Raw genomic sequence first — 21,279 nt, 5'->3', positions numbered from 1 at the left:
CCGGGGAGGGTGGGCGACGCCCGCCCGGTCAGGCGGTGCCGCCGCAGAATGGCAAACCGTGGGCGGCGCGCGGTTGCCCGGCGCCGCCCGTGCGTGGCGTCAGAACGAAGTGCCGAACTGGATGCCGTAGGTGCGCGGAGCCAGGTACTCGGACACGTACTCGAAGCTGCCGTCAGGCATCTGGAAACGGCCGGCGTTGGTGCGCACCTTCACGTCGGTGACGTTCTGCGAGTACACGCTGATCCACCAGCGATCCTGCGGCTCGGTGTAGCGCACCGACAGGTCGCCGCGGAAGTACGCCTTCTGCTGGTCGCCGCTGCCCAGGTTGAACGGGCTCAGCCACTGCATGCTCTGGTACTGGCCGCTGAAGCGCGGTGCGACGCGTGCGCCGCTGGGCAGCACGAAATCGTGCTCGTAGATCGCGGACAGCGAGACCGTCGGCGCGTGCGCCAGGTCGTTGCCGGAGATGTCCATGCAGCTGGCGATGCCCGATTGCGGCGCGCAGGCCGGCAGGCCCTGGTAGTCGTTGCTGCCGGCGTACACCAGCGTGCCCAGGGTCTTCTTGGGGATGTACGACAGCACCAGGTTCGCGCGGTCGTTCTGCCCCTGGTAGGCCAGTTCCGATTCGAAGCCGGCCACCTTGGTGCTGCCGCCGACGTTGGAGAAGCCCAGGCCGCGGTTGCCGTTCGGGTAGGTGATCGGCGCGGAGAGCTGGAAGTCCTTGAAGTCCTCGTAGTAGGCCGCGTTGTTCCAGGTCAGGTGGCCGTCGAGGAAAGAGAACTTGGCGCCGATCTCGTAGTTGGTCAGCGTCTCCGGCTTGTACAGCGTGCCGGCGTCCTGCGTGCCGCCGGACTTGTAGCCGGTGGACACGCTGGCGTACAGCATGCCGTGCTCGCCGACGTCGGTGTCGATGCGGCCCAGCCACGTCCACTGGCCCTTGCTGTACTTGGCGTCGTTGTAGGTGGACACCGCGAAGCCGGTCGCCGGGCCGGGGATGGTGCTCGGCGCGATCGGCAGTGGCGGCACGTTGGGGTCGTTGTCCCAGCCCCAGCCGCGGCCGCCGATGTTGCGCTTCTCGTCGTTGGACCAGCGCAGGCCGCCGGTCAGGTGCCAGTGGTCGGACACGTTCCAGGTGGCCTGTCCGAACACCGCGGTGGAGTTCACCAGTTCTTCGGGCTGGATGAACGAGCCCTGCCACGACACCGAGCCGTACTGCGTACCGTTCATGATCGGGATGTCGAAGCGGATGTTGTTGTCTTCGTGGCCGTAATACGCGCCGACGATCCAGTCCACCGTCTGCTCGCCGCGCGACTTCAGGTCGAGCTCGTGGCTGTAGTTGTCGTAGTTGGAGGAGTTGGTGCGGTCGGCCTGGTAGGACGCGCCCGTGGTGAAGCTGGTGGGCACCTGCACGCCGACGTCCTGGTCGAAGTTGCCCTCGCCGGAGAAGCGGTTGACGCCGGCGACGTAGCTCAGCTCCATGCTGTCGCCGATGTTCCAGTCCATGCGGCTGCGCAGCGTGCCGGAATTGCGGTGCAGGTAGGGCGGCGTGTCGATCAGCGCCGACCAGAACGACTGGCCCGCGCGCGGCGTCTGCATCAGGCTGAGGTCGGGCGTGCCGCGGTCGATGAAGTACTCGTAGGAGAGATCCCACCGGAACGAATCGCTGGGCTGCCAGCGTGCGCTCACGCGGGCGGCGGACTGATCCTGCGCGTTGTACTTGGCGCCGCCCTGCTCGTACTGGTTCGGGTCGATCGCGCGGAAGTTGGCGAGAGTGCCGCCCGAGGCGAGGTAGGCCGCCTGCTGCTGCGCCACGCTGGGCAGTTCGCTGGCCGGGTTCTGGTAGTCGACGTAGCCGTCGTGCTGCTCGTGCGCCACCGCCACGCGCATCGCGAAGGTGTCGCTGAACGGCAGGTTCATCGCGGCGCGGGCGCCCGACTGGTTGTAGTTGCCGGCCTCGATCTCGGCATAGCCGGAGGCGTCGCCGCCGACGTCGGGCTTGGCGGTCTGGAAGCTGATCGCGCCGGCGGTGGAGTTGCGCCCCCACAGGGTGCCCTGCGGGCCGCGCAGCACTTCCACGCCGTCCATGTCCAGCAGCAGGCCGGCCGCGGCCTCGGCGCGCGCGGTGTAGACGCCGTCCACGAAGATGGCGACTTCCGGGTCGGCGTATTCGGTCTTGGCGCTGTCGTTGCCGATGCCGCGCATGGTCAGGGTGACCACGCCGTGGTCGCCTTCCGAGGTGGCCTGCAGGCCCGGCACCAGCGGGGCCAGATCCTGCACCGTCATCGTGCGCTGCTTGTCGAGCGTGTCCGCGCTGATCGCGCTGACCGCGACGGGGGTCTTCTCCAGCGGCGTCTCGCGCTTGGTGGCGCTGACTTCCACCGTGGCGAGCTGCTGGACTTTCTTGTTCGTTTTCGCCGGTGCGGCCTGGGCCGCGGAATCCTGCGGGGCGGCGCCCTGCTCAGCGGCCTGGGCCAGGCATGGAGCGAGGGCGAGCGACATGGCGACGTACAACGCTGAGTAGCGCAACTTCATTTTGGAACCCCTCTGTCTGTTCTTGGCTGGCGTGTGTGCCGTCGGCGGGGCCGCGGCGGTTGGTTGTTTCATCCCCGAATGACAGCGCTGTCTTTCTTGAAAGTGACAGCGCTGTCAATTTGATGTTAGCGCTGTTCTTCGGGCAAATCATGTTGCGATGCGAAACAGGAAAATGGCCAATTGGCATCAGCTGATTCCCTGCTTTCATATGCGAAGGGCGGACGGCCTTCCGCATGGCGCCGCTACTTCGCGCACTCGATCACGCGATCGGCATTGGTGCCCAGCGCCACGCGCGAGATCGCCAGCCGCGTGCCCTTGCCGGCCTCGATCACGAAGGGATCGACGATGTGGCGCATGTTGGCGCCGGCATCGCGCAGGCACTTCAGCGGGATGCCCACGCGCTGCCAGCCGGCCGGTGCGGCCGTGCCGTCCAGCGCGACGCGGCCGCGGCAATCGTGGCCGCAGCGCATGCCTATCCATGCCGGCTGCGCGCCGACGGCGTCGAGGCGCAGTGTGGCGACCAGCATCACGTCGCCGTTGGTCTGGCGGCTGAGGTCGAGCGGGCTGGCCGCGGCGAGCGAGAACGATGCCGCATCGCCCGTCCAGGCCAGCCGGCGCGCGTCTTCCTGCGCCTTGTAGTCCAGCGCCGTCATGCGCAGGCTGCCGTCGGCGCTGGCGGCCGGCGTGGCGACGGGCTCGACCGCCTTGCCGTCCGCGCCGGTGAGCGCAAGTGCGTAGCCGTGGGTGGCCTTGCCCTTCTCCAGGTAATCGTCCACCTGCACTTCGTCGCCGCTCACGCCGGACTGTTCCGGCAGCTTCGGCAAGGTCATGTGGTCGGCATAGGTGAGGCCGTAGCCCAGCGGGAACTGCGGCTTGCCGCCGGCCACCGCGCTGCCGGGCCACGCGAAGGCCAGCGTGCCGTGGAAGTCGTGGTCGATGCTGCCGTCCGCCTTGCGCAGCAGCACGTCGGCCACGCCGCCGCCTTCGCTGCCCGGCAGCCACGCGGCGACGAAGGCGTTGGCGGCATTGATCTCGCGATTCAGCCACAACGGCCGGCCGCCGAGGTACACGGCCACCACCGGGATGCCCTGCGCGCGCAGGCGGCGGATCAGCTCGAGGTCGTGGTCGTCGCCGGGGTGGAACTGCAGGTTGGCGATGTCGCCCTGGAACTCGGCGTAGGGCGTCTCGCCGAACACCACCACGGCCACGTCGGGCTTGCGTGCGTAGCGGCCGTCCGGCGCGATCTCCGCCGTGCCGCCGGCTGCCTTCGCCTGTTCGGCGATGCCGGCGCCGATGGACTGCGCGCCGGGGAAGTCGGCGTTGGCGAGGCCGGTGCCCTGCCAGGTCAGCGTCCAGCCGCCGCTCTGCTGCGAGATGTCGTCGGCGCCTTCGCCGGCGACCAGGATGTGCTTGCGCGGGTCGAGCGGCAGCAGGTCGCCGTCGTTCTTCAGCAGCACCAGCGACTCGCGCACCGCGCGGCGCGCCAGCGCGCGATGCGCCGCGCTGCCGACGATGCGGTCGGAATCGCGCGCCAGCGGCTGCGTGGACGGCGCGCCCGCGCTGAACAGGCCCAGGCGGAACTTCACGCGCAGGATGCGCGCCACCGCGTCGTCCACGCGCGCCATCGGGATCGCGCCGGACTTCACCTCGGCCAGCGTGTGCTTGTACAGGCCCAGCCAGCTGTCCGGCGCCATCAGCATGTCGGCGCCGTTGTTGAACGCGGCGGGGCAATCCTCGTTGCTGCAGCCGGGAACTTGGCCGTGCGCGTTCCAGTCACCGACGACGAAGCCCTGGAAATCCATGCGCCGCTTCAGCACGTCGGTGAGCAGGCCCTTGTTGCCCAGCATCTTCACGCCGTTCCAGCTGGAGAACGAGGCCATGATGGTCTGCACGCCGGCGTCGATCGCGGGCGGGTAGCCGGCGGCATGCACGGCGATCAGCGTGTGCTCGTCGATCTCGGCGTCGCCCTGATCCTTGCCGTTCCTGGTGCCGCCGTCGGCGAGGAAGTGCTTGGCGCTGGCGATGGCGTGCGCGTCGTCGAGGAAGTCGCGCGTGCCTGGCGTGCCCTGCAGGCCTTCCACCACGGCGGCGGCGTAGCTGGCCACCACGCGCGGATCCTGCGAGTAGCCTTCGTAGGCACGGCCCCAGCGCAGATCCTGCGGCACCGCCAGCGTGGGCGCGAAGCTCCAGTTGAAGCCGGTGGCGCGCACCTCGGCCGCGGTGGCGGCGCCGATGGCGCGCACCAACTCGGGATCGTGCGCGTTGCCCAGCGCCGAGTTCTGCGGGAACAGCGTGGCGCCGATGGTGCCGTTGTCGCCGTGCACGGCGTCGATGCCGAGCAGCGGCGGGATCGCCGCGTGGCCGCCCGCGGTATCCATCGACGCGCGGTAGAACGCGTCGGCCAGCGCCTTCCACTGCGCCACGGTGGCGAAGCGTCCACCGCCCGGCTTGGAGTTGCCGCCGGCGAGGATGGAGCCGAGGTGGTATTCGCGCATCTGCTCCGGCGTGATGCTGGCGATGTCGGCCTGGATCAGCTGGCCCACCTTGTCCCGCACCGACATCTTCGCCATCAGCGCCTGCACGCGCCGTTCGAGCGCGGCATCCGGCGGCAGCGGCCAGTGCGCTTTCGGCCACAGCGCCGGATGCACGGTCGCGGCGTTGCCGCCCAGCGCGATGCCGATGGGCGCGCAGGCGAGCAGCGCGGCGAGCAGGATTCGGGTCGATGGCAGGTGTCGGACGGGCATGCGCGCACTCCTCTGTGCGGCCATGGGGCCGCTGGCGAGGTGGTACTGTCCGGCAAAAATGACAGCGCTGTCAAATGGGACGAAAAACAGCGTGGGCCGTCGTGCCTGGGCATTCCGGTTCGCGGGCGGGTGTGGACGGGGTTGCCGGTGCGGCGGTGTGCGGCGGAAGTGAGCGACGCGTGCGCCGCGCGATCAGCCCGGCGCGGCGGCGGTCGATTCGCGCAGCTGCAGCTCGTAGGGGATCTGCACCAGCCGCCCGGTGCCGCGCCCGCGCAGTTGTTCCAGCAACTGCTGCGCGGCGAGCCGGCCCATCTCGCGGCTGGGCTGGCGCACGGTGGTCAGGGAGGGCCACAGCTGGGTCGCCAGCGGCGTGTCGTCGAAACCGCACACGGAGAGGTCGCGCGGCACCTTGAGGCCGATCTCGTTGGCGGCCCACATCACGCCGGCGGCCATGTCGTCGTTGGCCGCGAAGATCGCGGTGGGCCGGCGCTTCAGCGCGAACAGCTGGCGCGCCGCGACCACGCCGGAGCCGAAGGTGAAGCCGCCTTGCACGACGTATTTCGGGTCGCGGGCCAGGCCGGCGTCGGCCAGCGCCGCCTCGTACCCGGCGAGGCGCCAGCGGCTGGCGCCGTGGTCGGCGATGCCCAGCACGTGCGCGATGCGGCGATGGCCCTGCGCGATCAGGTGGGCCACCAGGTCGCTGGCCGCCTGCTGCTCGTCCATGCCGACGCCGACCACGCCCTTGCGGCGCACCGGCGAGATGCAGGCGTGCGCCACGCCGTGCTCCTGCAGCCGCGCCAGCAGCTTGCGGTTGTCGGTGAGCGGCGGCGTCAGCACCACGCCGTCGATGTGGTGGTCGTTCACCAGCGCGTCGATGCGGCGGACGAAGTCCTGCCCGCGCACGCGCAGCGGGCAGACCATCATGCTGTAGCGGTGCGCCTCGCAGGCGTCGAGCACGCCGTCCTGGATCTCGGCGAGGTAGGTCGATGCGGGGTTGTCGTTGTTGTCGTACAGCATCGCGACCAGGAACGAGCGGCTGCCGGCCAGTCCGCGCGCGGCGGGGCTGGGGCGGTAGTTCATCGCTTCCATCGCGGCCAGCACCTTCTGGCGCGTGGCGTCCTTGACCGATGGCTCCTCGTTCAGCACGCGCGAAACCGTCTTCTGCGAAACGCCCGTGGCGCGCGCCACGTCTTCCAGCCGCACTCGCATGGTGATCCGGTTCTCCTGTCGCTGCCTCGCAACGCGCGATGGCCGGATAGTCAGCCCCGCGCCGCCACCTCGTCAATGCGCTTCAGCATGTCGGCGGGATCCTCGTACACGCGCAGCGCGCCCGCGCGTGCGAGTTCGTCCTCGCCGTAGCCGCCGCTGAGCAGGCCCACGGCCAGCGCGCGGGCGCGCTGCGCGGCGAGCATGTCCCACACGCTGTCGCCGACCACGATGGCGTGGTGGATGTCCACGCCCAGCCGCTCGGCGGCGGCGAGGAACAGGTCGGGATCGGGCTTGGCGTGGCGCACCTGGTCGCGCGTCACCACCGGCACCTTGGCCGGATCGACACCCAGCGCGTGCAGGTTGTGGATGGCCGTGCGCAACTGGCCGCTGGTGGCGATGGCCCAGGGAATATCCTGCGCGGTGAGGTAGGCCAGCAGTTCGCGCGCGCCGGGCAACGGTTTCACCGCGCCCTGCGCGTGCAGCCGGTTGAACGCCTCGGCATGCGCGTCGTAGAGCCGCTGGCGGCGTTCCTCGGCGATCTCCAGCCCGGTCTCGCGCAGCAGCACGCGGGTGAACAGGCCGCCGCTCATGCCGATGCGGCGGTGGATGCGCCACACGGAGAGGTCGATGCCCTCGCTGTCCAGCGCCTCCTTCCACGCCAGCACGTGCTGGTAGACGCTGTCGACGAGGGTGCCGTCGAGGTCGAACAGGAAGGCGGTTCGGGCGAGTGGCATGGCGAGTCCGTCGGTCAGTGCTGCGGATGCAGTTGCAGCCCGGCGGCGCGCAGCGCGATCGCCGCCGCGCCGAGCAGGCCGGGTTCGGGATGGGTGATCGCCGACGTGGGCACGCGCTCCATCGTCTCGCGGAAACGGCCCTTGGCCTCGAAGCGCTCGCGGAAACCGCCGCGGTGCAGCCACGGCAGCAGGAAGGGCAGCACGCCGCCGGTGAGGTAGACGCCCTCCCAGCCGCCGAGGCTCAGCACCAGGTCGCCGGCCACGCTGCCGAAGATGCCGGCCAGTGTCTCCAGCGTGCGCACGCACAGCGGGTCGCTGCCGGCCTCGGCGCGCGCGGTGATGTCCTCGGGCGTGTAGTCCTCGGCCGGCTCGCCGGCGATGTCGGCCAGCGCGAGGTAGAGGTTCACCAGGCCGTTGCCGCAGATCATGCGCTCGTTGGAGACGCGGCCGAAGCGCGCGTTGAGCCGGTGCAGGATCTCCACGTCCTCGGTGGTGTGCGCGGCGAAGCCGGCGTGGCCGCCCTCGGTCTCCAGCACCACCCACTGGCCCTCGCGCCACAGCAGGCCCGCCACACCCAGACCGGTGCCGGGGCCCATCACCACGAAGGTCTGCGGCTGCGCGCTGTCCAGCGTGGCCGGGCCCAGCTTGCCCACCGGCGCCAGCGCGTCCGCCTTCAGCAGCGGCACGGCCATGGCCTGCGCGGCGAAATCGTTCACCAGCCGCACGCCGTCCATCTCCAGCTTGGCCTGCAGGGCAGGCGCGGAAATCGCCCACGGATTGTTGGTGACCTTCACCGTCTCGCCGTCGGCGATGCGGCCAGCTGCGGCGATCACCGCGCGGCCGGCGCTGTCGCCGGTGTCGCTGAAGTACTGCCGCGCGGCGTCGGCCAGCGATCCGAAATCCTTCACCCGGTAACGCCGGATGCTGTCCATGCGCAGCGGCATGTCGACGCTGTCGCCGGCCAGCGCAAAACGCACATTTGTGCCGCCCAGATCGGCCAGCAGGGTGGCGGTGGTTCCGTGGGACATCGGTATCGCCCGGCAGTCGCGAAAACGCCTAGGGTGCAACGCCGCGCGGGTGCGCGTCCACTATCTGCGCACGTATGTTTTCCCGCCGCGTGCGGCAAAGCGCGCGTTTCGGGCTTGCAGTGGGCGATGCGGCGCTAAAATCGCGCGGCTGCCCTTATGAGATTCCACCATGAGCTTCCCCGCCATCCGCCCCCGCCGCATGCGCCGCGACGCCTTTTCCCGCGCGCTGATGCGCGAGCACACCTTGCTGCCCAGCGACCTCGTCATGGTCGCCTTCGTGATCGAGGGCGAAGCGAAGCGCGAGCCGGTGCCTTCGATGCCCGGCGTGGATCGCCTCTCCGTCGACGAGTTGCTGAAGCTGGCCGGCGAATGCGTGCGGCTCGGCATCCCGGCGCTCGCGCTGTTCCCCTCGCCGTGCCAGGACGTGAAGAGCGAGGACGCGCGCGAAGCGTGGAACCCCGGCAACCTCATGCACCGCGTCACCCGCGCGCTGAAGGCGAAGTACCCCGAGCTCGGCCTGATCGGCGACGTGGCGCTCGACCCCTACACCACGCACGGCCAGGACGGCCTGATCGACGAGTCCGGCTACGTGATGAACGAGCCCACCGTCGAGGCACTGGTGAAGATGGCGCTGGCGCAGGCCGACGCCGGCATGGACGTGGTGGCGCCATCGGACATGATGGACGGCCGCGTCGGCGCGATCCGCGACGCGCTGGAGGAAGCCGGCCACATCCACACCCGCATCCTCGCCTACTCGGCGAAGTACGCGTCGAGCTTCTACGGCCCGTTCCGCGACGCGGTGGGTTCGTCCGCCAACCTCGGCAAGGGCAACAAGCACACCTACCAGATGGACGTCGCCAACAGCGACGAGGCGCTGCGTGAAGTCGAGCTGGACATCGCCGAGGGTGCCGACATGGTGATGGTGAAGCCCGGCCTGCCCTACCTTGACGTGCTGCGCCGGGTGAAGGACGCCTTCGGCATGCCCACCTTCGTGTACCAGGTGTCGGGCGAGTACGCGATGCTCAAGGCCGCCGCGCAGAACGGCTGGCTGGACGAGAAGGCCGTGGTGCTGGAGACGCTCACCGCGTTCAAGCGTGCCGGCGCCGATGCCATCCTCACCTACTTCGCGGTGGATGCGGCGAGGTGGCTGCGCGGTGAGTGAGCCGGTATCATCCGGCTGCGCGCTTCAGGAATTTCCCCGCCAACCACTTCCGCACCGGCAGGTCGTAGAGTTTCAGGCACGCGTATGCGATGGCGATGCTCGCCACGAACACCGCCGCCCCCGCCGCGCACTGGGTGGCGAAGGGCAACGAAGGGTGCGCGGCCACCCACGCGGTGTAGCCGTAGATCAGTCCGTAGTGCGTGATATAGAGCGGGTAGGAGAGCTCGCCGAAGAATCCGGCGATGCGGGTGGAGATGCCGTCGACCTGCGTTGCGCCGGCGCCGATGGCCACGATCAGCGGGAACACCGCGATCACGCACAGCGACTCGTACACGCCGTTCAGCCACAGGCGATCGGCGCCGCCGAAGCGGGGTAGCGCCAGCGCCACGACCAGCAGCAGGCTGCATGCCGCGAAGGCATGTTTGATGCGGATGCGCTTGCCCAGGCGCATCAGCAGCATGCCGGCGAGGAAGGGGAACAGCAGGCGGGCGAAGCCGATATGCAGTTGCTCCGGGTTGATGGCCCAGCCGCCGATCACGTCGCCGCGCTTGCCGAACACGGCGAGCTGCACGAGGAAGGCGGCGGCCAGCGCCACCAGTACGCCCAGCCAGCGGTTCGACAACTTGCGCAGGCCGATGGCGTACAGGATGTTGGCGATGTACTCGAAGAACAGCGACCACGCCGGGCCGTCGAGCGGGTGCATCTCGCCCCAGCCGCGGATGTCCATCGACGGGGGCAGCGGCAGCAGGGTGCAGCCCACCAGCATCACCAGCAGCAGCTTCCACGCCGGCGTGGCGGCGATCGCCGGAAACGTCGCGCCCGCCTGGAAATAGAACAGCAGCGCGCCGATCACCATGCCCATGACGACCATGGGCTGCAGGCGGATCAGGCGGCGCTTGAAGAAATCCCACGTACCCAGCGCCTGCCAGCGGTCGTCGTAGGCATAGGCGATCACGAAGCCCGACAGCAGGAAGAAGAAATCCACGGCCAGGTAGCCGTGGTTGATCGGCTGGGTCAGCGGATGCTCCGGCTTGTACGCCTCGCAGAGGTGGAACAGCACCACCATCAGCGAGGCGACGCCGCGCAGCCCGTCGAGGATGAGGTAATGATCCTTGCCTGCCGGCAGCGCGGCGGAGTCTTTTGCCATGGGGTGTGCGTGCGTCGGTGAGGGTGCGAGCCCCCGATGCTACAAGTTCCTGCGGGGCGGCGTGCCCGCAAAAAACCATCGTTGCGGCCCTGGTCGAACCGATGCGCGGCGCAGCATGGCGAATCGTCATCCATCGAACTGCCTTGGCCGGGTGCCGGGGCAAAGGGGCATCATGAAAATCTGGTTCGCGTTCTTCGCGCTGCTGCTCGCCTGTGCGGGCGTGCATGCTGCGGAAACGGTCTGGCAGCCTTCCGCCGGCCACGTGCAGATGCCGCTGTGGCCCGGCACGCCGCCCGACATGAAGGCGATGCCGGGGCCGGAGTATTCGGCGCCGCGGAAGGAGCACCTGATCGCCGGCAGACCATGGCTGGAAGTGGCCAACGTGTCGCGGCCCACGCTGACGGTCTATGCACCGCAAGGGAAGAACACCGGTGCCGCGGTGGTGGTGTTCCCCGGCGGCGGCTTCGAGGTGCTGGCCATGGATCTGGAAGGCACCGAGATCTGCGACTGGCTGACCTCGCGCGGCATCACCTGCGTGCTGTTGAAATACCGCGTGCCGGGTGCGCCCTACGACTGGCACTGCAAGTGCCGGCCCGACGACTACGAAGTGCCGACGATGGCGCTGGAGGACGCGCAGCGCACGATGGGCCTGGTGCGCCTGCACGCCAAGGAATGGAACATCGACCCGCACAAGGTCGGCGTGGTCGGCTTCTCCGCCGGCGGCTTCCTGGTGGCGGAAATCAGCACGCACTTCGACAAGCGCCTGTACAAGCCGGTGGACGCGGCCGACCAGGAAAGCGCACGCCCGGATTTCGCCATGGCGATCTATCCGGGGCATCTCGCGCTGGAGAACGGCAAGCTGAATCCCGACGTGCCCGTCACCCACGCCACGCCGCCCACCTTCATCGTGCAGGCCGAGGACGACGACGTGGATGGCGTGCAGCAGGCATTGGTCTATTTCACCGCGCTGAAGAAGGCCGACGTCCCCACCGAGATGCACCTGTACGCGCAGGGCGGCCATGCCTTCGGCGTGCGGCGCACCGACCTGCCGATCACCCGCTGGACCGATCTGGCGGATGCGTGGATGCGGACGATCGGCGTGCTGCCTCGCTGAGGCCTGGCGAACCCGCAGGGCGCTGCAGTCAGTGCCCGCGCTTCGGCGGCACCAGCTTGATCTCGTACAGCTTCGGCCAGCACTTGCCGGTGACGAACAGGCGGTCGTGCTGCGCATCGTAGGCGATGCCGTTGAGCACGTCGTTGACGGGGTCGGCCAGCGTATCGGCCGGCGGCACCAGGCCGGCGAGGTCGATCCAGCCCACCACCTTGCCGTTGGCCGGGTCGATGCGCGCGATGCGCGTGGTAAGCCACACGTTGGCGTAGATCTGTCCCTTCACCCATTCCAGTTCGTTGAGGTTGGCGAGCGGCTTGCCGTCGGCGGTCACGTCGATCTGGCCGACCTGCTTGAGCGTGTCCGGATCGAGGATGCGGAGGGTCGGCGTGCCGTCGCTCATGTAGAGCCGCTTGCCGTCCGTCGTGAGCGCCCAGCCTTCGCCGGGATAGGGGAAGCGCGCCTGCGGCTTCAGCGTGGCGAGGTCGTAGACGAAGCCTTCGTGGTTCTGCCAGCTGAGCTGGATCAGCTTGTCCTTCCACGCCGCGATGCCTTCGCCGTAATCCGGCCACGGCGTGGGCGCGGACTGCAGCACCTTGCCGGTCTGCAGCTCCACCTTGCGCACGGTGGAGCTGCCGATCTCGCCGGTGCTCTCGTACAGATGGCCGTCCAGATAGAGCAGCCCTTCGGTATAGGCCTTGGTGTCGTGCGGATAGCTGTGCACCACGCGGTAGCCGTAGACGGGGATGGAGTCCTGCGCGTGCAGCGGGGCGACGAGGGCGGCGGCAAGCACGGCGATGGCGGCTAGGGTTTTCATGGTGGGGGATCATCCCATGCCGCCGCCCCGCGTGGCAGCACCGCCGGTGAACGCGGCCGCGTGGAATAATCGGGCCTCGCAAACGGATCGGAGCGCGCGTGGACAGCCATCATTTCCTGCAGGTGGCCGTGGTGTTCCTGCTGGCCACGGTGATCGCGGTGCCGTTGACCAAGCGCTTCAGGCTTGGCGCGGTGCTGGGCTACCTGCTGGCCGGCGTCGCCATCGGGCCGCAGGCGCTGCGGCTGGTGGCCGACAACGGCGGCATCGCGGCGATCTCCGAATTCGGCGTGGTGCTGATGCTGTTCGTGATCGGCCTGGAGCTGTCGCCGCAGCGCCTGTGGGTGATGCGCCGCTCGGTGTTCGGCACCGGCCTGCTGCAGGTGCTGGGCACCAGCGCGGTGATCGGCGCGATCGCGTGGTGGCTGCTGGGCTTCACGCCGGGCGCGGCGGCGATCGTGGGCGGCAGCCTGGCGCTGTCGTCCACCGCGTTCGGCCTGCAGATCCTCGGCGAGCGCAAGGAAACCGGCACCGCCTACGGGCGGCAGGCGTTCGCGATCCTGCTGTTCCAGGATCTCGCGGCGATCCCGCTGATCGCGGCGGTGCCGTTCCTCGCCAGCACCGGCAGCCACGGCTTCGACCTGCCCGGCGCGCTGCGCGCGGTGGGCGTGATCGTGGCGGTGGTGGTGGGCGGCCGCTACCTGCTGCGGCCGGTGTTTCGCTTCGTGGCGAAGGCCGATGCGGTGGAGGTGTCCACCGCCACCGCGCTGCTGGTGGTGATGGGCGTGTCGTGGCTGATGGAGGCCACCGGCCTGTCGGTGACGCTGGGCGCCTTCCTTGCCGGCGTGCTGCTGGCCGATTCGGAATACCGCCACGAGCTGGAATCCAACATCGAGCCGTTCAAGGGCCTGCTGCTCGGCCTGTTCTTCATCAGCGTGGGCATGGCGATGGACGTCTCGCTGTTGCTGCGCGAGCCCTGGGTGGTGCTGGGGCTGGTGGCCGCGCTGCTGTTGCTGAAGGGCGCACTGCTGTGGCCGCTGGGGCGCATCGTGGGCGCGTTGGAACGCGGCGACGCGCTGCGCCTCGCGGTGCTGCTGGCTTGCGGCGGCGAGTTCGCCTTCGTGGTGCTCAAGCTGGCCGACGAGAAGGCGCTGATCAGCGCGCGCCAGCACAACCTGCTGGTGCTGGCGATCACCCTGTCGATGGCGCTGACGCCGCTGCTGGTGGCGGCGCTGGCGAAGCTGCTGGGCGCGCGCAAGGTGCGCAAGCCGGCGCGCGACTTCGACACCATCGTGGCGCACTCGCCGCGGGTGATCCTGGCCGGCTACGGCCGCATGGGGCAGATCGTGGCGCGCATCCTGCGCGCGGAGGGCATCCCGTTCGTGGCGCTCGACCACTCGGTCGAGCAGATGGATCTGGTGCGCCGCTTCGGCGGCTGGAACGACATCTTCTACGGCGACCCTGCGCGCCCCGAGCTGCTGCGCGCGGCGCAGGCGGACAAGGCCGAGGTGTTCGTGCTGGCCAGCGACGATCCCGAATCCAGCCTGCACGTGGCGCGCGTGGTGCGGCGCATGTACCCGCACCTCAAGATCGTGGCGCGCGCGCGCAACCGCCAGCACGTGTGGCGGCTGATGGATCTGGGCATCGACGAGCCGGTGCGCGAGACGCTGTATTCCAGCCTCAAGATGAGCAAGCAGGCGCTGATCGCGCTGGGCCTGACGCCCGAGCGCGCGGCGGATCGCGTCGAGCGTTTCCGCCGCCAGGACGCCGAGCTGATCAAGGCGCAGTACCTGGTCTACGACGACGAGGCCAAGTTGGTGCAGACCACCAAGGAAGCGCTGGCCGAGCTCGAAAAGCTGTTCGAGGCCGACAACGAGCCGCAGGCGCGCGAGGCGCGCGAGCGCGACGCGGACAAGCCGCTGGCCGAGGAGAAGTGAGCTTTTGGCTCGTCGTTCCGGCGCAGGCCCACTGCTCTCCGGAATGATTTTGAACATTCGTGGCCGCACTTTTGCTCGTCATTCCGGCGCAGGCCGGAATCCAGTAGCGATCACGCTTGTTCAGGCCGCACGGCGACTGGATTCCGGCCTGCGCCGGAATGACAAGCAGGGCAGGTCGCTGTTACCGGAATGAAGTCGCCTTCTCGCAATGCTTTGTGCAAGCGGCGCGGGCCTTCACCCTCCGGCGCTGTACCCAGATCATTCCGAACGGCAGTGGGCGCCGGCCGGGATGACGCGCCATGCAACGAACTGCCGGTTTCACTCCGCCGGCTGCGCCGGTTGCCGCAGGGTCTGCCGCACGCTGGGAATGACGGCGCTGCTGCGCACGGCCAGTTCGTGCGCGATGTCCACGTAGCCGAGCTGGCGCGCCACGTCGGCGGCGGTGCGGCCGAAGGCGTCGGCGGCGGCGCGGTCGGCGCCGCGCGAGAGCAGCACACGCGCGGGCGCGAGCAGGGCGTGCATGGCGCAGGCGTGCAGCGCGGTGACGCCGCGCTGGTCGGCATGCGCCACGTTGGCGCCGGCTTCCAGCAGCACCGGCACCAGGGCGCCGAGGTGGGTGGCGTCGCAGTCGCTGCCGGGGCGCTGCGAGGCGCCGAGCAGCAGCAGCAGCGCGGTCTTGCCTTCGCCGTCGGCGCGGTCGACGGCGGCGCCGTGCCGGAGCAGCGCGTCGAGCAGGCGGCGCGCGCGCAGGCTGTCGTTGTGCTCGAAGCCGAATTGCGCGGCGGCGTGCAGCGCGCTGTGGCCGTGCGCGTCCACCGCATCGACCTCGGCGCCGGCGGCGAGCAGCGCCTCGACCAGTTCGGGGCGGCCCATCGCGGCGGCCACCATCAGCGCGGTGCTCCGGTTCGGCAGGCGCTGGTCGACCTCGGCTCGGTGTTCCAGCAGCAGCGCCACCGTGCTTTCGCGGCCGCCGGCCACGGCGGCGGCCAGCGGAGTGATGCCGTTGGCGGCGGCCAGCGCGGCATCGGCGCCGGCGTCGAGCAGGCAGGCGGCGATCTCGCGATGGCCCGCGCCGCAGGCGTGCAGCAGGGCGCTGGCGCCGTGCGCGTCGACGGTGTCGACGGCGAAGCCGAGTTCCAGCAGGCGCTGCACCGCGACCAGCGCGCCGGCCTGCGCCGCCGCAGGCAGGTCGCCGGCGCGCAGCGGGCGGCGCGGGCGCGGCCAGCCGCCCCAGTCCAGCCAGCGCTCGATCGCCGGATGCTCCAGCGCCAGGCCCAGCGGCGTCTCGCCGTTGGCGTCGGTGGTCTCGGCGTCGGCGCCGTGGGCGATCAGCGCACGCACCAGCGGCAGTGCCGCCTCGCCGTGTTCCAGCGCGGCGAACAGCGGCGTGCGGCCGTCGCGGTCGCGGGCATTCGGGTTGCAGCCGCGCGCGAGCAGGGCATGCAGCAGCGCGACCTGGCCGTTCGTCGCGGCGAGGTGCAGCGGCGTGCGCTCGCGCGCGTCGGGGCCGAACGGATCGGCGCCGCGTTCCAGCAGCGCCAGCGGCAGCGCCGCGCCCTGCGCGGAGCCGCCGAGGCGCTGCAGCGCCTGCGCGAGCAGGCCGGCACCGGCCGGCGTGGCGCCGGCCTGCAGCAGGTCGTCGATGGCCTCGGTGGAGGCTGGGAGCTGCAGCAGCAGGGCGTCGAACAGGCGGCGTCCCAGCGGCGGCAGCGCGGCGCGTTCGCCCTCGTCGGCTTCGTCGCCGTGTTCGTCGTCGGGCTGCTGTGCGGCGAGGCGTGCCTCGGCGTCCAGGCCGTGATCCAGCAGCCAGCGTCGTGCCTGGCTCAGGCCGGGCTGGGCCAGGTCGAGATAGAGCTGGGCGAGCTGCGCCTGCGGCCAGTCGCGCACGCGCGCGGCGAAGCCGGAGACGATGGCCCAGTGGCCGAAGCGCAGCGCGTCGAGCAGGTGCGACGGCGTGTCGGCGCCGCTGGACAGCGCGGCCTGGCCGAGGTTGGCGGGCAGCGGGGTTTCCGGGTCGAGCAGGGCGACCAGATCCCAGCGGCCGGCGGCGGCGGCGTGGTCGAGCGCGCTGCGGCCGTCGCTGCCGGGTGTCTTCGGTTCGGCGCCCAGCGCGAGCAGGGCGCGCACGGTGTCGGCATGGGCGCGCGGCGACTGGCAGGCGAGGGTGAGCGCGTCGCGGCCGTGGCTGTCGCGGGCACGCGCATCGGGCTGCATCTCGGCGAGCCGCTGCACGATGCCCACCGCGCCGGCGCGCGCGGCTTCCATCAGCGCGGTGCTGCCGTGGCGGTCGGCCAGCGCGGCATCGGCGCCGGCCGCGCATAGCGCGCGGGCGATCTGTTCGTGGCCCTCGGCGGCGGCGGCGATCAGCGCGCTGCGATGGCGCGCGTCCACCGCGTTCACCGCGGCGCGGTGCTTGAGCAGCAGCTTCACGCCGGCGGGATCGTCGTCGGCGATGCCGGCGGCGGCGACCAGCGCGGGTTCGCCGTTGGCCGGCGCGGGTTTTGCACCGTGTTCCAGCAGGAATTTCGCCAGCGACCAGTTGGCGGCGCGGCAGGCGATGGCGAGCGGGCTGGCGCCAGCCTGATCCAGCGCGTTGATCGGCGCCTCGGCGTCCAGCAGCATCGCCGCCACCATCGGCTCCTCGCACAGCACCGCGCCGTGCAGCGCGGTGCGGCCTTCGGCATCGGCGGCGAGCGGGTCGGCGCCGTTGGCGAGCAGGGTCATCACCGCCTCGGCGCGGCCGTGCAGGCTGTCGCGGGTGGCGGCGAGCAGCGGGGTGAGGCCGCCGGTGGCGCGGTTGACGTCGGCGCCCTTGGCGATCAGCGCGCGCAGCAGGCGGGTGTCCGGCAGCAGGGCGGCGAGCATCAGCACGGGGCGCTGGTCGCGGTCGCCGGGCGGCGGCGCGGTCGCCGGGTCGGCGCCGGCCTCGACCAGGGCCAGCGCGCGCTCGATGTCACCGTCGCGGGTGGCGGCGAGCAAGGCGGCGGCCTGTTCCGGCGTGCCGGCGGTGCGCTCCTGCTCGGTGAGCGGCGCGGCCGCGACGGGCGCGGCGGCCATCTCGGCGGCGTGTTCGGCGCGCTGGCGATGACGGTCGTGCTGCGCGCACAGCAAGGCGCGCAAGGTGCGGTTGGCGACCATCAGGCAGCCCAGCGGCAACACCAGCACGCCGTACAGCGCCAGCGCGGCGGTGCGGATTTCCGACGGCAGCATGCCGTACAGGCCGCTCAGCGCGATGGCGCACCAGGTCATCGTCAGCAGGGCCAGCGCGGCGGGCAGGAAGTGGCTGAAGAAGCGCTCCTCGCGCGCGAGGTGGCGGCCGAACATCAGGCTGCGCAGCGTGGCGGTGAAGATCCACGAGCCGTCGTGGCGCGCCGGGTAGGCGTCGTCCCACACGAACACCAGGCCGAAGGCGGGCCACGGCCGCCACAGCACGGCCAGCGCCAGCACCAGGGTGGCGACCAGCGCCAGCGTGGCGGACAGGCTGTGCGACTGCGAGAGCGACAGCATCGGCCACGCCACCAGCGCGAACACGACCACCGCGTAGGCGGTGAGCATCACCAGATGCGCGGCGCCCCGGCGCAGCACGGTGCGCGCGAAGCTGGGCTCGGGCTCGAAGCCGATCGCGTGGCATACCGCGGCCATCGTCAGCGCGTTCGCCAGCAGCAGCGGGATCAGGGTCAGCGGGTGGGCGACCAGGCCGGCCAGCGCCACGGCGAGCAGTCCGGGAACGAACCAGGCGAGTGCCTGCAGGAACGGGGGGCGTCGGCGCGATTTGGTTTGAGTCATCGCCACAGTATAGGAATCGTGACGAAGCCAGACGGTAACCTCACGTTAACGCGGTACGCTCAATCGCCGGGTGCGTCACGCAAGGCGGCACCGTAGGCGGGATGGTTCGCGCCGGTCAGGGCGCCCTCCGGCGGCAGTTGCAGGTGCCAGCCCTGTTCGCGCAGGTGCGCCAGCACCTGCGCGGCGTCCTCGCGCGGCAGGCGGCGCTGCGTGTCCAGTGCCAGTTCCAGCGCGAAGCGCAGTTCGCCGAGCATGTCGCGCAGCGATCCGGGCAGCACGCCGAAGCCGTCGCGCTCGGCCAGCCAGAGATAAGTGTCCGGCTTGCGGCGGCTGGCGTAGACGTAGCACTGCATGATGGCGGCTCTCCCGATGGGCGCGGACAAGGGGTGCGTATTATCCCCGCGATGGCCATGCCGTTTGTTGCGCCAGCACTTGCAAGCCCCGGAACGAGCGGGCACAGTGCGGGCGCGGATGTTAAACGCCCGTATGAATTTCGTGTGGAATCCATCCACGTCCGACCCGACCCTGATTTGCAGGAGCCCGTGATGCACAAGTCCAACCGTTTCCTCTCGAACGCCTCCAGTCCGCTGGCGCTCGCCGCGCTCAGCGTGGCCGTCGCGGTCGCTCTGGCAGCGCCGGGCATGGCCCACGCCAGCGCCTTCCAGTTGCACGAGAACAGTGCGCAGGGCATGGGTCGCGCGTATGCGGGTTCCACCACGGCTGGCGGTGACGTGTCGGTGGTGGCGAACAACCCGGCGGCGATGAGCGACCTGGACGGCACCTACATGCAGGCCGACATCACCGCGATCAACTTCAGCGCCAAGTTCAGCGGCAGCGCGCACGACGTGACCGGCCAGCCGATCGGCGGCGGCAACGGCGGCGACGCCGGCACCACCCTGCCGGTGCCCGCGCTGGCGATCTCCACCAAGGTGAGCGACCGCGTGAACCTCGGCCTCGCGTTGGGCGTGCCGTTCGGCTTCCAGACCGAGTACGACAACAACTGGATGGGCCGCTACGACGCGGTCAAGACCGTGCTGAAGTCCTACGACGCCACGCTGTCGGCCTCGTTCAAGATCAACGACGAGTGGAGCGTCGGCGCCAGCGCCATCGCCGAGCGCACCAATGCCGACCTGACCAACGCGATCAACTTCAACGCCGTGGGCTTGGGCATCCAGCAGGGCATCGCGCATAGCGCGCAGGCCCAGATCGAGGCGGCGGTGGCGCAGGTGCAGGCCGGCATAGCGGCCGGGCAGATTCCGCCGGCTACCGGCCAGGCGATGATCCAGCAGATCGTTGCGCAGGGCACCGCACAGGCCCAGGCCGCTGCCGGTGGCGTGGCCGCGCTGACCCCGCCGGGCGGGGACGGCTATGCCGAGGTCAAGGGCGACAACTGGGCCTGGGGCTGGCAGGCCGGCGCGTACTGGAAGCCGACCGCCAACGACCGTGTGGGCCTGGCCTACCGCTCGCGCATCACCCACGACATCAAGGGCACCGCCAACTTCACCACCACGGCGGGCTACGACCTGCTGCTGGCGAACCCGCAGCTGTCCGGCAGCATCCCGCCGTTCCAGCACACCGCCGGCACCGCGCGCCTCACCAACCCGGCCGTCGCCACCCTGAGCTACTGGCACCAGGAGGACAAGTTCGGCCTCGGCGCGGACGTGTCGTGGACGCAGTGGAGCGTGATGCGCAACCTCACGGTGGACTACGCCAATGCGGCGCAGCCCGACACCACCCTGGCGTTCAACTGGCGCGACACCTACTACATCGCCGTGGGCGGCGAGTACTACGCCACCGACAAGCTGACCTTGCGCGCCGGCGTCTCCGTCGACCAGGCGCCGATGAACGCCAGCAACCGCGATCCGCGCGTGCCCGACGCCGCCCGCCGCATGGCCGCCTTCGGCATTGGCTACAAGGCCAGCAAGAACTTCGAGATCAACGCCTCGTACGCCCACATCTTCGTTAGCCATGCGGGCGTGAACGGCGCCACCAGCGCCACCGGCGACGTGCTCACCGGCAGCTACGACGACTACGGCAACCTGCTGAGCCTGTCGGCGCAGTACAAGTTCTGATCGTCTTGAACCCACCAAACCACCCCGTGCGAGCGGGGTGGTTTTTTCATGCCTGGTGCTTGCATGTCAGGCATGGCCACGAAGCGGCGGTGCCCGAAGCGAAACGTGGCGGCGGCTTGAGGGCATGTAGCGTTGCGCGAAATCGTACCGGCAACGGCGCCCACGCATTCGGTAGGACGCGTGAATCGAATTGCGCCGGGGTCGCACCCGACGCCTGGTTGCATCAGCGGACGAGGTCTGCGTAGGGAGGCAAGTCGGCGCTTTGTGTCCTTGCTTTTTCGTAAGCCTTCTGGAGTTCCATGGCTGCGACTTCGTAGGTTTCGATGATTTCGTCGTAGTCGGCTTGCTCTGGCCCGGAAACGGTGTTTCTCTCGGCACTGTAATGTTCGGCAATCTGGTGGATTGCCTGGATCGACATCATCAGGGCATTTTCGCTGATTTCAGGCATGGCTTTCCTCCGAAAATTGGTCTGCGTCAGGTAAGGCCAATGCCAAGTTGATTGGCGCGCACGATGCAATTCCGGGCCAGATTATCCAGAGCTCCGCGCAGGGCGTCGGCTCGGAGTTTCATGCCGTTGGCAGCCTCGATTTGCCAGTGCGTCGCTTGGTACCGGTCGCTCCAGTTTCCCTCTGCCAAATTTAATGACGGTGGAATGGTTGTACCTTCGGGCAGCGTGAAGTAATGCCAATTGGAGTAGCCGAAAACGCCTTGCTTGTCCCAAAGTGAGGTGCCGTGGCCGGTTTTGAAATAACCCTCGTCGTTCTGTCGCCAATCTTGCCGTGTTGTTTTCTGGCCGCGTAAAGTTACGGTTCGCGGGTCAATGTCTCCGTAGAGTATGCCCTCCGCCGCGTCACCGCTTTCGGTTAGAACGCCATAGGGGAATTCATCCTTCCGGACGCTGCGGTACAAGTGCTTTTCGATTTTCGCCATCCTGAAGCCTCTGCATGAACCCTGCTGGGCAGGGTAAAGTCCCGTGGGGCATGCTCCTTTGCCATCACTGCGACGT

15 protein-coding genes are annotated in these 21,279 nt (G+C 69.7%); 4 read left to right on the top strand and 11 right to left on the bottom strand.

The window, feature by feature from the left end; translation table 11 throughout:
* Positions 1-99: 99 nt before the first annotated feature.
* The 5 genes from ACZ5Z2_RS16405 to glk all read right to left on the bottom strand — a co-directional run bounded on the left by ACZ5Z2_RS16405 (position 100) and on the right by glk (position 8,247).
* Positions 100-2,499, bottom strand: a complete 2,400-nt coding sequence (locus ACZ5Z2_RS16405; RefSeq protein WP_464759635.1) for a TonB-dependent receptor — start codon at positions 2,497-2,499, stop codon at positions 100-102.
* A 275-nt stretch (positions 2,500-2,774) separates the two neighbouring features.
* Entirely contained in the window at positions 2,775-5,276 is a 2,502-nt protein-coding gene (locus tag ACZ5Z2_RS16400; RefSeq protein ID WP_464759634.1) for a glycoside hydrolase family 3 protein, read from the bottom strand.
* Positions 5,277-5,468: 192 nt separating this feature from the next.
* The gene (locus ACZ5Z2_RS16395) at positions 5,469-6,485 is read right to left on the bottom strand and encodes a LacI family DNA-binding transcriptional regulator (RefSeq protein ID WP_464759633.1); all 1,017 of its coding nucleotides are present in this window, start codon (positions 6,483-6,485) and stop codon (positions 5,469-5,471) included.
* A 50-nt stretch (positions 6,486-6,535) separates the two neighbouring features.
* Positions 6,536-7,219: an HAD family hydrolase gene (locus ACZ5Z2_RS16390; protein ID WP_464759632.1), complete on the bottom strand. Its 684-nt coding sequence runs from the start codon at positions 7,217-7,219 to the stop codon at positions 6,536-6,538.
* Between the two features lie 14 nt (positions 7,220-7,233).
* Positions 7,234-8,247 carry a glucokinase gene (gene glk, locus ACZ5Z2_RS16385; protein ID WP_464759631.1) on the bottom strand — a complete coding sequence of 338 codons (1,014 nt, stop codon included), beginning with the start codon at positions 8,245-8,247 and terminating at the stop codon, positions 7,234-7,236.
* Between the two features lie 169 nt (positions 8,248-8,416).
* Here glk and hemB point away from each other — a divergent pair, with 169 nt between their 5' ends.
* Positions 8,417-9,409 carry a porphobilinogen synthase gene (gene hemB / locus ACZ5Z2_RS16380; protein WP_464759630.1) on the top strand — a complete coding sequence of 331 codons (993 nt, stop codon included), beginning with the start codon at positions 8,417-8,419 and terminating at the stop codon, positions 9,407-9,409.
* A 7-nt stretch (positions 9,410-9,416) separates the two neighbouring features.
* Here hemB and ACZ5Z2_RS16375 read toward each other — a convergent pair whose 3' ends face one another.
* A complete protein-coding gene (locus ACZ5Z2_RS16375; protein ID WP_464759629.1) occupies positions 9,417-10,556 on the bottom strand; it encodes an acyltransferase family protein in 1,140 nt (379 codons plus the stop codon).
* 172 nt (positions 10,557-10,728) lie between these two features.
* Between ACZ5Z2_RS16375 and ACZ5Z2_RS16370 the strand changes: the two genes are divergently transcribed.
* The gene (locus ACZ5Z2_RS16370) at positions 10,729-11,670 is read left to right on the top strand and encodes an alpha/beta hydrolase (protein WP_464759628.1); all 942 of its coding nucleotides are present in this window, start codon (positions 10,729-10,731) and stop codon (positions 11,668-11,670) included.
* Between the two features lie 28 nt (positions 11,671-11,698).
* On the opposite strand, the gene ACZ5Z2_RS16365 is transcribed toward ACZ5Z2_RS16370, so the two are convergent.
* Positions 11,699-12,481, bottom strand: coding sequence for a glutaminyl-peptide cyclotransferase (locus tag ACZ5Z2_RS16365; RefSeq protein WP_464759627.1), 783 nt, complete (start codon positions 12,479-12,481; stop codon positions 11,699-11,701).
* A gap of 98 nt (positions 12,482-12,579) precedes the next feature.
* Between ACZ5Z2_RS16365 and ACZ5Z2_RS16360 the strand changes: the two genes are divergently transcribed.
* A complete protein-coding gene (locus ACZ5Z2_RS16360; RefSeq protein WP_464759626.1) occupies positions 12,580-14,415 on the top strand; it encodes a monovalent cation:proton antiporter-2 (CPA2) family protein in 1,836 nt (611 codons plus the stop codon).
* Between the two features lie 318 nt (positions 14,416-14,733).
* Here the strand turns inward: ACZ5Z2_RS16360 and ACZ5Z2_RS16355 are convergent, their stop codons facing one another.
* Both ACZ5Z2_RS16355 and ACZ5Z2_RS16350 read right to left on the bottom strand, forming a co-directional pair.
* A complete protein-coding gene (locus ACZ5Z2_RS16355; RefSeq protein WP_464759625.1) occupies positions 14,734-18,201 on the bottom strand; it encodes an ankyrin repeat domain-containing protein in 3,468 nt (1,155 codons plus the stop codon).
* A gap of 59 nt (positions 18,202-18,260) precedes the next feature.
* Entirely contained in the window at positions 18,261-18,554 is a 294-nt protein-coding gene (locus ACZ5Z2_RS16350; protein ID WP_464759624.1) for a YcgL domain-containing protein, read from the bottom strand.
* 192 nt (positions 18,555-18,746) lie between these two features.
* On the opposite strand from ACZ5Z2_RS16350, the gene ACZ5Z2_RS16345 reads away from it, so the two are divergent.
* Complete coding sequence (locus ACZ5Z2_RS16345; protein ID WP_464759623.1) at positions 18,747-20,273, top strand: OmpP1/FadL family transporter; 1,527 nt, start codon at positions 18,747-18,749, stop codon at positions 20,271-20,273.
* Positions 20,274-20,496: 223 nt separating this feature from the next.
* Here the strand turns inward: ACZ5Z2_RS16345 and ACZ5Z2_RS16340 are convergent, their stop codons facing one another.
* Complete coding sequence (locus ACZ5Z2_RS16340; RefSeq protein ID WP_464759622.1) at positions 20,497-20,721, bottom strand: hypothetical protein; 225 nt, start codon at positions 20,719-20,721, stop codon at positions 20,497-20,499.
* 26 nt (positions 20,722-20,747) lie between these two features.
* Positions 20,748-21,203: a Tse2 family ADP-ribosyltransferase toxin gene (locus ACZ5Z2_RS16335; protein ID WP_464759621.1), complete on the bottom strand. Its 456-nt coding sequence runs from the start codon at positions 21,201-21,203 to the stop codon at positions 20,748-20,750.
* Positions 21,204-21,279 lie beyond the last annotated feature (76 nt).

The organism is Rhodanobacter sp. G1, from assembly GCF_055397855.1.
The sequence above is the reverse complement of the archived record's forward strand: the minus strand, read 5'-3'. Positions and strand labels throughout refer to the sequence as shown.

Excerpts from the sequence above, each read along its gene's own strand:
- ACZ5Z2_RS16405 (WP_464759635.1), bottom strand. The coding sequence starts at position 2,499 with ATGTCGCTCGCCCTCGCTCCATGCCTGGCCCAGGCCGCTGAGCAGGGC.
- ACZ5Z2_RS16350 (WP_464759624.1), bottom strand. The coding sequence starts at position 18,554 with ATGCAGTGCTACGTCTACGCCAGCCGCCGCAAGCCGGACACTTATCTC.
- ACZ5Z2_RS16345 (WP_464759623.1), top strand. The coding sequence starts at position 18,747 with ATGCACAAGTCCAACCGTTTCCTCTCGAACGCCTCCAGTCCGCTGGCG.
- ACZ5Z2_RS16365 (WP_464759627.1), bottom strand. The coding sequence starts at position 12,481 with ATGAAAACCCTAGCCGCCATCGCCGTGCTTGCCGCCGCCCTCGTCGCC.
- ACZ5Z2_RS16355 (WP_464759625.1), bottom strand. The coding sequence starts at position 18,201 with ATGACTCAAACCAAATCGCGCCGACGCCCCCCGTTCCTGCAGGCACTC.
- ACZ5Z2_RS16335 (WP_464759621.1), bottom strand. The coding sequence starts at position 21,203 with ATGGCGAAAATCGAAAAGCACTTGTACCGCAGCGTCCGGAAGGATGAA.
- ACZ5Z2_RS16370 (WP_464759628.1), top strand. The coding sequence starts at position 10,729 with ATGAAAATCTGGTTCGCGTTCTTCGCGCTGCTGCTCGCCTGTGCGGGC.
- hemB (WP_464759630.1), top strand. The coding sequence starts at position 8,417 with ATGAGCTTCCCCGCCATCCGCCCCCGCCGCATGCGCCGCGACGCCTTT.
- ACZ5Z2_RS16390 (WP_464759632.1), bottom strand. The coding sequence starts at position 7,219 with ATGCCACTCGCCCGAACCGCCTTCCTGTTCGACCTCGACGGCACCCTC.
- ACZ5Z2_RS16395 (WP_464759633.1), bottom strand. The coding sequence starts at position 6,485 with ATGCGAGTGCGGCTGGAAGACGTGGCGCGCGCCACGGGCGTTTCGCAG.
- glk (WP_464759631.1), bottom strand. The coding sequence starts at position 8,247 with ATGTCCCACGGAACCACCGCCACCCTGCTGGCCGATCTGGGCGGCACA.
- ACZ5Z2_RS16375 (WP_464759629.1), bottom strand. The coding sequence starts at position 10,556 with ATGGCAAAAGACTCCGCCGCGCTGCCGGCAGGCAAGGATCATTACCTC.
- ACZ5Z2_RS16340 (WP_464759622.1), bottom strand. The coding sequence starts at position 20,721 with ATGCCTGAAATCAGCGAAAATGCCCTGATGATGTCGATCCAGGCAATC.
- ACZ5Z2_RS16400 (WP_464759634.1), bottom strand. The coding sequence starts at position 5,276 with ATGCCCGTCCGACACCTGCCATCGACCCGAATCCTGCTCGCCGCGCTG.